Raw genomic sequence first — 14,628 nt, forward strand, 5'->3', positions numbered from 1 at the left:
CTATATCAGCAAGGTAAAATATTTTTTATTGCAGATCTTGTGTGGGGATAGCGAATTCATTGCGAAAAGGGGCGACAGATGAAGCACCATATTAATCAGCGCGCACCACAAAAGAGCGTAGTGCACACTAATGACATCGATGAGCAAGCGCATAATTTAACCCAATGGCAGCAAGTATATGATCAGATCAGTAATGGCAGTTTTTACGGTTGTATTGAGGGCCTTGATTATCCAGACGCGCATTTATTCAAAGAATTTACTCAGCGGGCATTAAGGCAGCAGTGTCATATAGCCCCCAATTCTATTTGGTTGGGCATTCCGCGTAGTTCAGCACAAAGTAAAATAAATGGCTTACAAGTGGAGACTCATCAGTTGATGTGTCGAAATAGTGATTGTGATTTTGAGCTCATCACCCCAGAGCAGTTTACGATTTATGGCGTGGTGATTAATCAACACACTTTATACACCATGGCGGATATACAAGGGCTGTCGTTGAAAAACATGTCGACGCGTGGGGCAGAACGAATTGCTTGTAACCCAATATTACTTAATCAAACTCGTTTGATGATTGAAAAAATTATGAATTACAGCGAACTAGGTTTACCCATTGAGTTACAGCAAGACATGTTAAGCACATTAACTCTTAACTTATTAAGCCAACAATCGTCAACACAAACCGTGGCGCCGAGTTATCAACATCGTCTGGCCGTGGTTGAAAAAGTCAAAGCCTTTATTGATGACCATCCGCAACAAGCGGTGACCATAACCTAGCTCTGTGAGCTCACTTTTGTCAGCCGCCGCACCTTACAGTACAGTTTTGAGAGTATTTTAGGCATTAATCCATTGCGTTTTTTACGCTTAACCCGTTTAAATAATGTGCGCCGAGAGCTGAAACAACCAGGGCAAGAGACTCCCATTGCGGTGATTGCGGCTAATTGGGGCTTTTGGCACCCAGGGCAATTCACCAAAGATTACACCCAACTATTTGGTGAAAATCCGTCGCATACCCTTAAACGTTGCATATGAACCTAATCGGTTAGTGAGGCGTATAGCGCTTACTAAGGTGATGAATGGATCATCATCGACTAAGATACATTATTGACAAAACATTAACCGAAGAGGGAACTCACATGCAGCAAAAATTAAACAATGCCATTCCACAACAAGCCTTTGATTGGTATGACTCATATGCTCATGGCGAAATGGATCGTCGCACGTTTATCACTAAGTTGGGGTCACTTGTCGCACTGGGTTATTCGATGACGGTGCTAACATCTGCTTTACTGCCCAATTACGCTCAAGCTGAACAAATTTCATTTAACGATGCCGACATTAAAGCCACTTACGCCCAATTTGATTCACCATTAGGGCATGGCAAAGGCCAAGGGTATTTAGTCGAACCAACACATAAAAGCGGTTTATTGCCGGTTGTGTTAGTGATCCATGAAAACCGCGGCTTAAACCCATACATTAAAGATGTTGCCAGACGTTTAGCAAAAGCGGGCTTTATCGCTTTTGCGCCCGATGCTTTGTTTTCACTGGGTGGATACCCTGGTAACGATGATGAAGGGCGTCAGATGCAAAGCTCGTTAGACAGAAGTAAGATCGAGCAAGACTTTGTTGCCGCAGGACAATTTTTAAAGGCGCATAAACAAAGTAATGGCAAGCTCGGTGCGGTTGGTTTTTGCTTTGGCGGTTATATCGTAAATTTTTTAGCAGCGGTTGACGCTAACTTGATCCAAGCTGGGGTTCCTTTTTACGGCACGCCAGCGGCGAAAGCATTAAGACACAATATTAAGGCACCCTTGTTAATTCAACTTGCTGAGTTAGATGAAAGAGTCAACAATACTTGGCCTGAATATGAACAAGATTTAATAGCCTTTAATGTGCCGTATCAAATGCACATGTATAAAAATGCTAATCATGGATTTCATAATGATTCTACTGGCCGATATGATGAAGTTAACGCTGAGCTTGCGTGGCAACGGACGTTAGCTTTTTTTAATCAACACATCAGTTAATGCCTCATTGCAGATAAGGTCATAAAGGTCAAAAGACTATTATTGTTTTATTGACCTTGATGATAGGATTTCTTATCTGTATATAATAAATAACGTTTAATTATCAAGGCTTTAGTGGTAAATATAAACATTTATTATTGTCTATTATGTAATGGTAATTTTGGTGTTTGATGCTGCAATAATCATTTTGTTTCTAAGCCATTTATTCGCGGGTTCTTTGTCGACATTAACATGCCAATATAAATGGACCCCAATATCGGGTAATGCCACCGGCATTGGGTGAATGGCAATATCGAGCATCTGACTGTACATTGCGGCGGCAGTTTTCGGCAACGTCAGTAACATATCGTTATTTAAGATCACTCTACACGCAGATAGGGCATGCTGACAGCGTAATGATATTTTACGGTGTAAGCCTATGCGAGAGAGCTCAAAGTCTTCCAATCCCGGGCCGATCGATCTAGACGACACTAATATATGTTCGAGGTGCAAGTATGTTTTTAAATCGAGTTTTTCAGCAATAGCGGGGTGGTTCTTACGTGAAATAACAACCAGTTGGTCTACTTCTAATTGCGTATGTAAAATATTATTGCTGACAGGGATCAAGGTATCAATGGCCAAATCAATGTCACCACTGGCTAATTTATTTTCCAGTTCCGTTCGTCTTACCCTTTTATTACTGCGTAAATTTATTGCCGGTGATTCTAGCGATAAGCTTTGTTGCAGTATCGGTAAATAGTAGGGTTCTAAAGAACCATGTAATGACAGTGAAAAGCTTTTTCGTGAGGTTAATGGTTCAAATTGTCTTGATTGTACTAAGCAAACTTGCAATTGATGTAATGCTTCTCGAACATCATCAATGACGTTTTTAGCCACAGGGGTTGGCCTCATTTCATTGCCTTGTCTGATGAACAATGCATCGTCAAAATGGGTACGCAATTTTCCTAATGAATGGCTCACCGCAGGTTGCGATAAATTTAATACCGAAGCCGCTTTAGTGATATTTCCTTCGCAATATATTGCATCGAAAACCACAAACAAATTCAAATCAATTTTCATGCTCACTCCTGTGATCTCATGATGAATGTTGAGACCACCTCAATCCATTCGCACTATTAAAATTATAAATAGTAGGGTATTAGAACTATTCATTTGTTCAATTTAGATGTTGGCATTAGCATAGTCAAGTAGATTCGACATAGGGCAAAATTATGTTGAGAAGAGAGTTATATGCATTCAATACATGTGCGGATGTGGCTACTTAGCTTGTAAGTGTTAAATTTAAAACTCATTTAAACAGTGAGTTATCTTTATTTAGAATTGAATCATCATTTTTATTACGTTAGAGGCGCCATATGGCAGCAATTTATTTGATTCGACACGGGCAAGCCTCTTTTGGTAGTACTGATTACGATCAATTATCAGACAAAGGTAGCCAACAAGCGACCTTACTAGGTGAATATTGGCGTTCAAGAGTGGCCCCCAGCAAGTTTTATTGTGGTGATTTATTGCGTCACGGCCAAACATTAACCAACTTTGTCAATAGCTATCAAGGGCCAACAACACCGATGGTTATCCACTCGGGTTTCAACGAATTTGATCATGTCGACATTTTGCAGAAATACAATGTTCAGTGGCAAAACTTCGCCCAAATGAGTCAAGAAATTAATCAACAAAACCAGCCAAACAAAGCGCTGCAAAAAGAGTTTTATCAAGCACTCCATCGCTGGATATCGGGCGACAAAGATGATGAATATAAAGAAAGTTGGCCACAGTTTCAGGCGCGCTGTATCCGAGCACTGCAAAATATCATTGAACAAGAACTCGCCAGAAAACGTGAGTTTAGTGCCGTAGTAAGTGGCACTAAAAAATCAAAAGACATTTTAGTGTTTACTTCAGGCGGTACGATTTCAGTCATCATTCAACACATATTGAAATTAACCGATCAACAAACATTAGCGATTAATCAACAGACCAGAAATACCAGTGTGACTAAACTGTTGTTTTCAGAAAACATGCTGAGTGTGGATTATTTCAATAACTATAGTCATTTAGAGCAGGCGGGCGATGATTGGATAACCTTTAAGTAATGTTGAATACAGATTAGGGTCATATCCAGTTGCGGTCTGAAAATATGCGACTTAACTAATTAACTTAGTACAACAATTAACCCAATAATAATAAGGAAATAACATGAATAATGGCAATCTATTTGATTTAACAGGGAAAGTCGCTTTAGTCACTGGGGCAAGTCGTGGTATTGGGGAAAGTGTTGCCAAAGTATTAGCTCAGTATGGTGCGCATGTGATTGTATCAAGTCGAAAAGTTGAAGCCTGCCAAGCTGTCGTTGATGAAATTGTAAAAGCAGGCGGCAGTGCACAGGCCATAGCGTGTCATATTGGCGAATTAGAACAAATTGATGCCATTTTTGATGCCATAACTGAACAACATGGCAAGCTGGATATTTTAGTTAATAACGCCGCCGCCAATCCGTATTTTGGTCATATCATCGATACCGATTTAATCGCCTTTCAAAAAACCGTCGACGTTAATATTCGTGGTTATTTCTTCATGTCGACCAGAGGCGCAAAATTAATGAAAGATAGTGGCGGCGGCTCAATCATTAATGTGGCTTCTGTTAATGGTGTTATCCCTGGCGATTTTCAAGGTATTTATTCCATCACTAAAGCTGCTGTGATTTCGATGACTCAAGCTTTTGCTAAAGAATGTGCCCAATTTAACATCCGTGTAAATGCATTATTGCCCGGTGGAACAGACACCAAGTTTGCATCAGCCTTAGTTGATAACCCGGCAATTCTTAAACAAATGATGTACCACGTGCCAATGAAACGTGTTGCACAACCTGATGAAATGGCCGGCACAGTATTATATTTAGCGTCAAATGCATCCAGCTATACCACGGGTACCGCCATTAATGTTGATGGTGGTTATTTGATTGGTTAATCGGTCAACGGATAAAGCTAGCTAAAGCTAATTAAAGCTAACTAAATCAATAGTTAATAAGCAGAATAAAATAATAGCTAATCTAATAATAACAACAACAAAAGAATGAATCAAAAGCTAGGGAAGCATCATGAATAGCGATAAAAACACCAGTGTTAATAAATTATTTGAACCCTTTATCACTAAATCGTTGTCATTAAAAAATAAAACCGTAATGGCACCGATGACGCGGGCATTTTCGCCAAATTATATCCCCAATGATGAGGTTGCGGCCTATTACCGTCGACGCGCTGAAGGTGATGTTGGATTAATTATCACTGAAGGGACCTTTATTTCCCATAAAGGTGCTAATGGTTACGAGAATGTGCCTGCTATTTATGGTGACCAAGCCTTAGCGGGTTGGAAACATGTTGTTGATGAAGTGCATGCAGCCGGTGGCAAAATTGCACCACAACTTTGGCATGTGGGTTCAGTGAGGAAAGTCGGCATCGGCCCAGACAAAGAAGCGCCAGCGTATAGCCCTTCAGGTTTGTACAAGCCTGGTGCTAAAAATGGTGTCGCGATGACGCAATACGATATTAATGAGGTTGTCGCTTCATTTGCCCAAGCTGCACTTGATGCCAAAAATATTGGTTTTGACGCCATTGAAGTTCACGGCGCCCATGGTTATTTGGTCGATCAGTTTTTTTGGGAAGGGACAAATCAACGAGAAGATCACTATGGTGGCTCGTTAGAGAATCGTACCCGCTTTGGGGTTGAAATTGTCAAAGCAATCCGCGCAGCCGTGGGTGACGACTTAACCATTATCTTCCGTTTTTCACAGTGGAAACAACAAGATTACAGCGCCAAGCTTTGTCAAACACCTGCAGAGTTATGTACTTTCTTAGGCTTATTAAGTGATGCTGGCGTTGACGTTTTTCACGCCAGCACGCGTCGTTTTTGGATAGCCGAATTTGAAGGTTCTGACCTTGGTCTTGCCGGTTGGACTAAAAAACTCACCAACAAGCCGGTGATCACTGTCGGTAATGTGGGCTTAGATGCTGATTTTATTGGAGAGGGTAATGCTGATTTATCAGGCACGTCGAATCCTACCGGTATTGACGAGTTATTAGTCCGTTTAAACAATGACGAATTTGATTTAGTGGGTATTGGCCGTGCGTTATTAGTTGATCCGCAGTGGGTTAATAAAATTAAGAACCATGCCATTAATGAGATCAAACCTTTTAATAAAAAGTCATTAATGTCTCTTAGTTAGAGTCAGTTGACTTAATGTCTTAAACACAAAGTGTCAGTCAAACTCCAGCACGAGTTAACGCCGTAATGACATCTTATAAGGATAGAAAATGAATTTTGAATACAGTGAAAAAGTTCAAGCGTTAATCAAACGAGTCAACGACTTTATGGATTTGCATGTATTTCCTGTAGAGGAAGAAATGCATAAACAAGTACAACTCGAGCCATGGTCAACGCCACCGTTAATGGAACAACTTAAAGCCAAAGCGAAAGCAGAAGGTTTATGGAATTTATTTTTACCGGTCGCGTACGGCAAATACAGTGCTGGTTTAACTAATTTAGAATATGCCCCCCTTGCTGAAATTATGGGTAAAGTGATGTGGGCGCCAGAAGTGTTTAACTGCGCGGCACCTGATACGGGCAATATGGAAGTATTAGCTAAATACGGTAACGAGGCGCAGAAAAAGCAATGGTTAGAGCCGTTGCTTGACGGCAAAATACGTTCAGCGTTTGCAATGACCGAACCTGACGTCGCCTCAAGTGATGCCACTAATATCGAATTACGCATTGAACGTGATGGTGATGAATATGTCATTAATGGTCGCAAATTTTACATTAGTGGTGCGTGTCGCAAACAATGCGAAATTATGATTGTGATGGGCAAAACGGATCCTGGAAACAGCAACCGTTATATACAGCAATCACAAGTGCTTGTGCCGATGAACGCCCCTGGTGTGACCTTGGTTAGACCGATGAAAGTGTTCGGTTATGACGATTCTCCAGAAGGGCACGGCGATGTTATTTTTGACAATGTGCGGGTACCTGTTGAAAACATTATTGCGGGTGAAGGTAAAGGCTTTGAAATTGCTCAAGGTCGTCTTGGGCCTGGGCGTATACATCACTGCATGCGTTCAGTCGGAGTCGCGCAACGTGCGCTAGATTTAATGTGTCAACGGGTTAGCCAGCGCATTGTGTTTGGTCAGCCGATGATCAAACAACAATCGGTACGTGAAGATATTGCTAAGTCGGCTTGCCAAATTGAACAAGCGCGTTTAATGACATTAAAAGCGGCGCAAAAAATGGACACCGAAGGTAATAAAGCCGCCAAAGAGTTAATTGCGATGATTAAAATTGTCGCCCCAAGTATGTCACTTGATGTGATAGACCGCGCCATTCAATGCCATGGCGCAGTGGGCGTGAGTCAAGATACCTTCTTAGCGCATGCATGGGCTGGGCAGCGTACTTTGCGTTTAGCCGATGGTCCTGATCAAGTGCATATGATGCAACTTGGGCGTGATTTAGTTAAAAAAATAGCTAACTAGTATTAAGGCCTGTTGATCTTTCAGGATCAGTTTTGCAGCAGGTTGGAACTTATTTCAACCTGCTGTTTATAATGTTGATAGCTCATACTGGCCACTTAAATTACACAAAAAAGAGTATTGCTAAATGGCACAAGAATCTCCCGTTAATAATGAACAGCTTACTGCTTATCTAGAAGCCCATGTTGATGGCTTTAGAGGGCCAATCACCCTTGAGAAATTTGCCGGTGGTCAATCAAACCCAACGTTTAAAGTCACCTCAGCATCGGGTGTGTATGTGCTTCGCCGCCAACCGTCGGGGAAATTATTAAAGTCAGCTCATGCTGTAGATCGTGAATATCGTGTATTAAATGCCTTAAAAGACAGCAACGTGCCGGTTGCAAAAGTATTTCACCTGTGTGAAGACAGCAGCATTATCGGTTCAATGTTTTATCTGATGCAATTTTGTGATGGCACAGTTTATTGGAGCGCATCATTAGCTGAGATTGACACCAATGAGCAACGCTCAGCCATGTATGACGCAATGAATAAAGTACTGGTTGCTTTGCACAGTGTTGATGTAGATGCGGTTGGATTATCCGATTACGGCAAAGCAGGTAACTACTTTGAGCGTCAACTCACGCGCTGGACATCACAATACCGTGTGACAGAACTGAAAAAAATTGCCGCGATGGATGAACTGAGCCAATGGCTTGAACAACATGTACCGGAAGATGATGGCCGTGTTTGTTTAGTCCATGGCGATTTTCGCTTAGACAATATGATGTTTGCTAAAGATAGCCCCGATATTATCGCATTACTGGATTGGGAACTATCGACACTAGGTCATCCATTTGCTGATTTAGCGTATCAATGTATGCAGTTACGTATGCCAGCAGGTATGGGCAGTATTGACGGTTTACAAGATATTGACCGCGCCAGCTTAGGCATCCCAACAGAAGCGGAATATGTCGCTCTGTATTGCCAACGAATGGGAATAGTGCACATTGAAAACTGGGTGTTTTATTTGGCTTTTAGTTTCTTCCGTTTAGCGGCTATCGCCCAAGGAGTGGCTAAACGTGCCACCGAAGGCAACGCGTCTAATGAACATGCCAATAAAGTGGGCTCGTTTGTCGAACCACTGGCAAAAATGGCCTTAGAGGTCATTGCTAAAGAGATAAAGAGAGTTACTCAATAAACAAAACAAAACAAAAATCAACATAGAAAAGACCATCAATTACAGGAGTTACTCGCATGGATCCATTATTAGACTTTACCGGTAAGGTTGCCGTTATTACTGGCGCGGCTCAAGGTTTTGGTAAGTTACTGGCTGAAGAGTTAGCCAAACGTGGCGCTAAATTAGTGATTAGCGACATTAACGAAGCGGGTGTAAACAAGGTAGCGGACGATATTGCCTCTAGTGGTGCCGACGTGATCGCGATGAAATGTGATGTGTCTAAAGATGCGTCATGCAAAGCCATGGTTGAGACTGCGATTAAACATTTTGGTCGAGTTGATATTGGGGTTAACAATGCCGGTATTGCCCATGAGTTTAAGCCGTTTCATGAGATTGATGAATCTATTATGGACAGCCAGTTTGCTGTCAATGTGAAAGGTGTCCAATTTGGCATGCGTCATCAAATACAGCAAATGCTCAAACAAGGCCAGGGAGCCATTCTCAATGTTAGTTCGATGGCGGGTCTAGGTGGCGCAGCTCGAGGCAGCGCTTATTCTATGGCTAAACACGCTGTGATTGGCTTAACCAAAACAGGCGCTGTGGAGTACGGTCGCGACAATATTCGTATTAATGCAATTTGCCCATTTTTTACTCTTACCCCTATGGTCACCAATTTTGCTGACGAAGAAAAACAAAAGAAAATGGCCCGTGGAGCTCCAATGAACCGCCTGGGTGAACCTAAAGAAATCGTTGCTGTGATGCTGATGATGTTGTCACCTGCAAATACCTATATGACGGGCCAATGTATTGCGGTAGATGGTGGCGTGTCAGCGTTTTAACCTTGCCTGCGGGCATCATACTGCCATCAAAGTAACCTGCTCAGTGATTTGCTCAGTTACTTAGTTATAAAACAAGATAAGAAGAGAAAATTATGCCTGCAACGTTAATGAATCAACGTGATCTTGAATTTATGCTTTACGAACTGTTTGATAGTGAAGCATTAACCAGCAGAGAGCGTTATCAAGATCATGACCGCCAAACCTTTAATGAAGTGGTTAATACCGCCAAAACGATTGCAGAAAAATATTTTCTTCCGATCCGTCGCAAATTGGATATTGAACAACCCACTTTTGATGGTAAAAAAGTGCATATCATCCCTGAGCTTAAAACAGCCATCGACGCGGTAAACGAGTCTGGGATTGGTGCTGCAACTGCAGATTATGATTTAGGAGGCATGCAACTGCCACCTATTATTGCCAGTGCCGCGGGTTCGTATCTTAGCGTCGCCGGTGGCGTAGGCATGGGCTATAACATGTTGACCACGGCTAATGCCAATTTACTCCAAGCCCACGGCAGTGCTGAGCTGATTGAAACCTGGGTGAAACCGATGCGAGAAGGTCGGTTTATGGGCACCATGGCCATGACTGAACCTGGCAGTGGTTCCGCTTTAGGCGATTTAACCACAAAAGCGGTAAAAGCTGAGAATGGCACCTATCGCATTAGCGGCAGTAAAATCTATATTTCAGGCGGCGATCATGATTTAAGCGAGAACATTGTCCATTTAGTCCTTGCCAGAATTCAGGGTGCTCCCAAAGGTGTTAAAGGGATTTCGTTATTTGTTGTGCCTAAGTTTTTGCTTAATGATGATGGGTCGCTGGGCGATGACAATGAAGTGGCGCTGGCAGGCTTGTTTCATAAAATGGGTGGCCGAGCACAAACGTCTACAGCACTGAGTTTTGGTGAGAAAAATGGAGCAATTGGCTATTTAGTCGGTGAAGAACACTGTGGTTTAAAATACATGTTCCACATGATGAACGAAGCCCGCATTATGGTCGGCACCAGTGGCGCAGTGCTCGCGGTTGCCGGATATCAATATTCAGTGGACTACGCTAAAAACCGTCCTCAAGGTCGATTACCATCGTGTAAAGATCCACAATCTCCTATGGTAAACATCATTGAACATGCGGATGTAAAACGTATGCTATTAGCCCAAAAATCCTATGCAGAAGGGGCAATGGCTCTAGTGCTGTACGGTACTCAATTAAGTGATGATTCACATACCTCAGCCACAGCCGAGCAACGCCAATATGCACATACATTGTTGGACTTTTTAACGCCCATCATTAAAACATGGCCATCAGAATATGGCCCCAAAGCGAACTCCCTTGCGATTCAAGTCATGGGCGGCCATGGTTATATAAACGAGCATCCGGTTGAAATGTTCTATCGTGATAATCGCTTAAACCCTATTCATGAAGGCACTACCGGGATCCAATCATTAGATTTGATCACTCGTAAAGTGCCGATGAATAACATGCAAGGCTATAAGGCTACGTTAGCTGAAATGGTTAAAACGATTGAATACGCAAAACAATACCCAAGCTTAAACGAGTTTTCTTCACAATTAAGCCAAGCGCTTGATACGTTAAGTGTGACAACGCAAGCGGTGTTAAGCGCGATGTCGACTAAAAATATTGATTTAGCCTTAGCAAATTCAGTCAAATACTTAGAGTTATTTGGTCACGTGATTATTGCTTGGTTATGGCTTAAGCAAAGTATTGTTGCGACTAAAGCGATAGCCGAACAACCGCACCAAGCCGATATGCATTTTTATCAAGGCAAATTGCAGGCTTGTCAGTATTTTTATCGATTTGAATTGCCTGAAATTAGCGTATGGTCAAATTTACTGATCAATACTGACAGCACCAGCTTTGATATGCAGCCTGACTGGTTTTAATTTAGGTTTTAATTTGATGTCTAATTAATGCGATACGACTGCAGATTTATGCCATTAATGCGCAGTGGCGTTTTATAAAATCGAGTTTACAAAAAACATTACCGCGCCATGGGTAATGTTTTTTTGTTTGTGACTTCCTCATTTTATTTTGTCACGTTTGCATCCTCTACATCACCAAGCTATTCATCCTGTGAATAGCTTGGTATTAAAACTATTCATTTGTTTAATTTACCTACCCCAACTAGCATGAGATATCGCTTAAATTTTATTCATGGATTGTACCGCGAAAGTACAAAAGGAAAGGGAATAATGCCGACAGTAATTAATCGAAATGACATTGCCAACTATATTGGCTATCAAGCTGAGCCAACAGGTTGGCACCAAATTACCCAAGAGCAAATTAATCAATTTGCTGACTGCACTCTGGATCATCAATTTATTCACGTAGATGTTGAGAAAGCCAAAGCAACCCCTTTTGGTTCAACCATCGCCCACGGTTTTTTATCGTTATCTATGCTGTCGCATTTTGCTGAAAATTTTAGCGTCATTATCGATGGCTTCTATATGGGGCTAAATGCCGGTTTCGATAAAGTACGATTTTTGCAACCTGTTACCGTCAATAGCCGCATTAGAGCGCATGCTAAAACCCTTTCAATAGCAGAAAAAAAACCAGGGCAATTTAGACTATCGACCGAAGTGACCATTGAAATAGAAGGCTGCGATACACCGGCATTGGTTGCCGAGTGGATATCGGTGCAAATGGTTAAATAGTGATGCTTTAGAAGTGATGCTTTAAAAATGATGCTTCTAAAATGATGGTTAAGTAAAAGTCTGACGCATAAAATAAACAATAATAATAAACAGTTAAGGTAAAAACATGACAATTAGTTTTGCAGGAAAAGTGGCTATTGTAACGGGTGCCGGTAACGGTTTAGGCCGCTCACATGCATTGGAATTGGCCAGACGCGGTGCCAAAGTAGTGGTTAACGACTTAGGCGGTGCTCGTGATGGCAGCGGCGCATCTTCAGCGGCGTCACAAGAAGTGGTGCAGTTAATTGAAGAGATGGGCGGCGAAGCGATTAGCCATGGCGCTAACGTAGCCAATTTTGACGAAGTACAAGACATGGTGCAACAAACCATGGATAAATGGGGTCGAGTCGACATTCTGATTAACAACGCAGGTATTTTGCGGGATAAGTCATTTTCAAAAATGACTTTAGATGACTTTAAATTGGTCATGGACGTGCATGTTATGGGTTCTGTTAACTGCACCAAAGCGGTGTGGGAAATCATGAAACAACAAAACTACGGCCGTATCGTCATGACAACGTCATCGAGTGGCATGTACGGTAACTTTGGTCAGGCAAATTACGGAGCCGCTAAAATGGCCGTCATTGGGCTAATGAATACCTTAGTGCTTGAAGGTGCAAAAAATAATATCAACATCAATGCGCTTGCGCCAACGGCTGGTACACGGATGACTGAAGATTTAATGCCAGAAGAAATAGTTAAGGCGTTTTCCCCCGAAGCGGTAACGGCAGGCATGCTGACCTTGTGCGATGAAGACGCGCCAAATCGGTTTATTTTATGTGCCGGAGCCGGTGGCTATTCGAGTGCCTGTATCTTTGAAACAGAAGGCTGTTTTATTCCTAAAACATCGCAAAACCCAGAAACCGTGCGTCAAAACTGGGCGTTACTCACGGCTCAAGAGAATCAACAATCGTTACTGTCGGGTGCCAAGCAAGGTGAGAAGTTTGTGATGAAGGCAATGGCGTTTATGAAGTCTCAACAGCAGTCTCAACAGTAATAGCCTAGTGCGGCAATCATTACGCGAGTCATGACTTGAATAATCATGGCTAATAACAGCACCAAGTCCGATCGAACGATAAACAACAACTATAAAAAGACAGGAATTATCATGAGAGAAGCCGTCATTGTATCAGCCGCCCGAACACCTATAGGTAAAGCCTATCGCGGTGCATTTAACGATTTATCCGCCCCGACGTTAGCGGCCGTTGCGGTAAACGCCGCAATAGAGAGAGCGGGTATTGACCCTCATGACATTGAAGATTGTATTTTTGGTGCTGCGTTAACTCAAGGCAACCAAGGAATGAACTTTGGTCGTCAAGTGGCCATGGCGGCACAATTACCGGTATCTGTGCCGGGCATGACTGTCGATCGTCAATGTTCTTCAGGATTAATGTCTATTGCTATCGCTGCCAACCATATCGTTGTTGATGGTGCCCAAATTGTTGTCGCCGGGGGTTGTGACTCAATCAGCTTAGTACAAAACGATAAAATGAATATGCATCGTGCGGTTGATCCCAGCATAAAAGCTTACCAACCAGCCATTTATATGCCGATGCTTGATACTGCCGAAGTGGTTGCTGAACGATATGGTATTTCTCGTGAAGCACAAGATGCCTACGCTTTAACATCTCAACTACGCACCGCAGCGGCGCAAACTGAAGGCCGATTTGATGATGAAATTGTGCCTGTTACTTGCACTAAGCTGGTAATGGACAAAGCCAGCGGTGAAATGAGTAAGCAACAAGTCACCTTAACCAAGGATGAAGGTAATCGCCCGTCTACCGATCTACAAGGTTTGGCAAGCTTAAAAGCGGTCAAAGAATCCGGCTCGATTACCGGCGGTAATGCGTCGCAACTCTCTGATGGTGCTGCGGCTGTGGTAGTCATGGAGCGTGAATTAGCAGAGCAACGTGGGTTGAGTCCTTTAGGGGCGTATCGGGGCATGGTAGTTGTGGGCTGTGAACCTGATGAAATGGGCATAGGCCCAATTTATGCGATTCCAAAATTACTTGAGCGCCATGGTCTCACAATTGACGATATTGGTTTATGGGAAATCAATGAAGCGTTTGCTGTTCAAGTGATTTATTGTGCTGAAAAGCTCGGTATTCCAGCCGATCGTTTAAATGTTGATGGCGGCGCAATCTCCATTGGCCATCCTTATGGCATGAGCGGCACTCGCATGGTAATGCATGCGCTAATTGAAGGTAAACGTCGTGGGGTTAAATACGTGGTGATCAGTATGTGTATTGGCGGTGGTCAGGGAGCCGCGGGCTTATTTGAAGTGTTATAAGTCTGGCTCAATGTTAGGTTGATAAAAAGTTAATGAAACGTTAATGTCTGGTTAAGTTAATTTTTGCATCATACAAAATAATAATAAACATAGCTGCT

General features: G+C 42.5%; 12 protein-coding genes and 1 pseudogene. 12 read left to right on the forward strand and 1 reads right to left on the reverse strand.

Going from position 1 to position 14,628, the window contains the following annotated elements; all coding sequences use genetic code 11:
- Nucleotides 1-78 precede the first annotated feature (78 nt).
- Nucleotides 79-1,026, forward strand: a pseudogene (locus EGC80_RS15710) (helix-turn-helix domain-containing protein).
- Nucleotides 1,027-1,130: 104 nt separating this feature from the next.
- Nucleotides 1,131-2,021 carry a dienelactone hydrolase family protein gene (locus EGC80_RS15715; RefSeq protein WP_124013134.1) on the forward strand — a complete coding sequence of 297 codons (891 nt, stop codon included), beginning with the start codon at nt 1,131-1,133 and terminating at the stop codon, nt 2,019-2,021.
- Between the two features lie 144 nt (nt 2,022-2,165).
- On the opposite strand, the gene EGC80_RS15720 is transcribed toward EGC80_RS15715, so the two are convergent.
- Entirely contained in the window at nt 2,166-3,080 is a 915-nt protein-coding gene (locus tag EGC80_RS15720) for a LysR family transcriptional regulator (RefSeq protein ID WP_101031324.1), read from the reverse strand.
- A gap of 296 nt (nt 3,081-3,376) precedes the next feature.
- Between EGC80_RS15720 and EGC80_RS15725 the strand changes: the two genes are divergently transcribed.
- From EGC80_RS15725 to EGC80_RS15770, 10 genes are all read left to right on the forward strand, one after another.
- The gene (locus EGC80_RS15725; protein ID WP_124013135.1) at nt 3,377-4,111 is read left to right on the forward strand and encodes a histidine phosphatase family protein; all 735 of its coding nucleotides are present in this window, start codon (nt 3,377-3,379) and stop codon (nt 4,109-4,111) included.
- A 103-nt stretch (nt 4,112-4,214) separates the two neighbouring features.
- Nucleotides 4,215-4,985, forward strand: coding sequence for an SDR family oxidoreductase (locus tag EGC80_RS15730; protein ID WP_101031328.1), 771 nt, complete (start codon nt 4,215-4,217; stop codon nt 4,983-4,985).
- A gap of 130 nt (nt 4,986-5,115) precedes the next feature.
- Nucleotides 5,116-6,240, forward strand: coding sequence for an NADH:flavin oxidoreductase (locus EGC80_RS15735; protein WP_124013136.1), 1,125 nt, complete (start codon nt 5,116-5,118; stop codon nt 6,238-6,240).
- Between the two features lie 88 nt (nt 6,241-6,328).
- On the forward strand, nt 6,329-7,540 hold the full coding sequence (locus tag EGC80_RS15740; RefSeq protein ID WP_101031332.1) for an acyl-CoA dehydrogenase family protein: 1,212 nt from the start codon (nt 6,329-6,331) through the stop codon (nt 7,538-7,540).
- A 124-nt stretch (nt 7,541-7,664) separates the two neighbouring features.
- Nucleotides 7,665-8,714, forward strand: a complete 1,050-nt coding sequence (locus EGC80_RS15745) for a phosphotransferase family protein (protein WP_124013137.1) — start codon at nt 7,665-7,667, stop codon at nt 8,712-8,714.
- Nucleotides 8,715-8,770: 56 nt separating this feature from the next.
- Complete coding sequence (locus tag EGC80_RS15750; protein ID WP_101031336.1) at nt 8,771-9,532, forward strand: SDR family NAD(P)-dependent oxidoreductase; 762 nt, start codon at nt 8,771-8,773, stop codon at nt 9,530-9,532.
- A gap of 92 nt (nt 9,533-9,624) precedes the next feature.
- Nucleotides 9,625-11,430, forward strand: a complete 1,806-nt coding sequence (locus EGC80_RS15755) for an acyl-CoA dehydrogenase (protein WP_101031338.1) — start codon at nt 9,625-9,627, stop codon at nt 11,428-11,430.
- Between the two features lie 309 nt (nt 11,431-11,739).
- A complete protein-coding gene (locus tag EGC80_RS15760) occupies nt 11,740-12,201 on the forward strand; it encodes a MaoC family dehydratase (RefSeq protein WP_101031340.1) in 462 nt (153 codons plus the stop codon).
- Nucleotides 12,202-12,307: 106 nt separating this feature from the next.
- Nucleotides 12,308-13,237, forward strand: coding sequence for an SDR family NAD(P)-dependent oxidoreductase (locus EGC80_RS15765; RefSeq protein ID WP_124013138.1), 930 nt, complete (start codon nt 12,308-12,310; stop codon nt 13,235-13,237).
- A gap of 111 nt (nt 13,238-13,348) precedes the next feature.
- A complete protein-coding gene (locus tag EGC80_RS15770) occupies nt 13,349-14,530 on the forward strand; it encodes an acetyl-CoA C-acyltransferase (protein ID WP_124013139.1) in 1,182 nt (393 codons plus the stop codon).
- Nucleotides 14,531-14,628: the final 98 nt, after the last annotated feature.

It is taken from the genome of Shewanella psychromarinicola (assembly GCF_003855155.1).
GTDB lineage: Bacteria > Pseudomonadota > Gammaproteobacteria > Enterobacterales > Shewanellaceae > Shewanella > Shewanella psychromarinicola.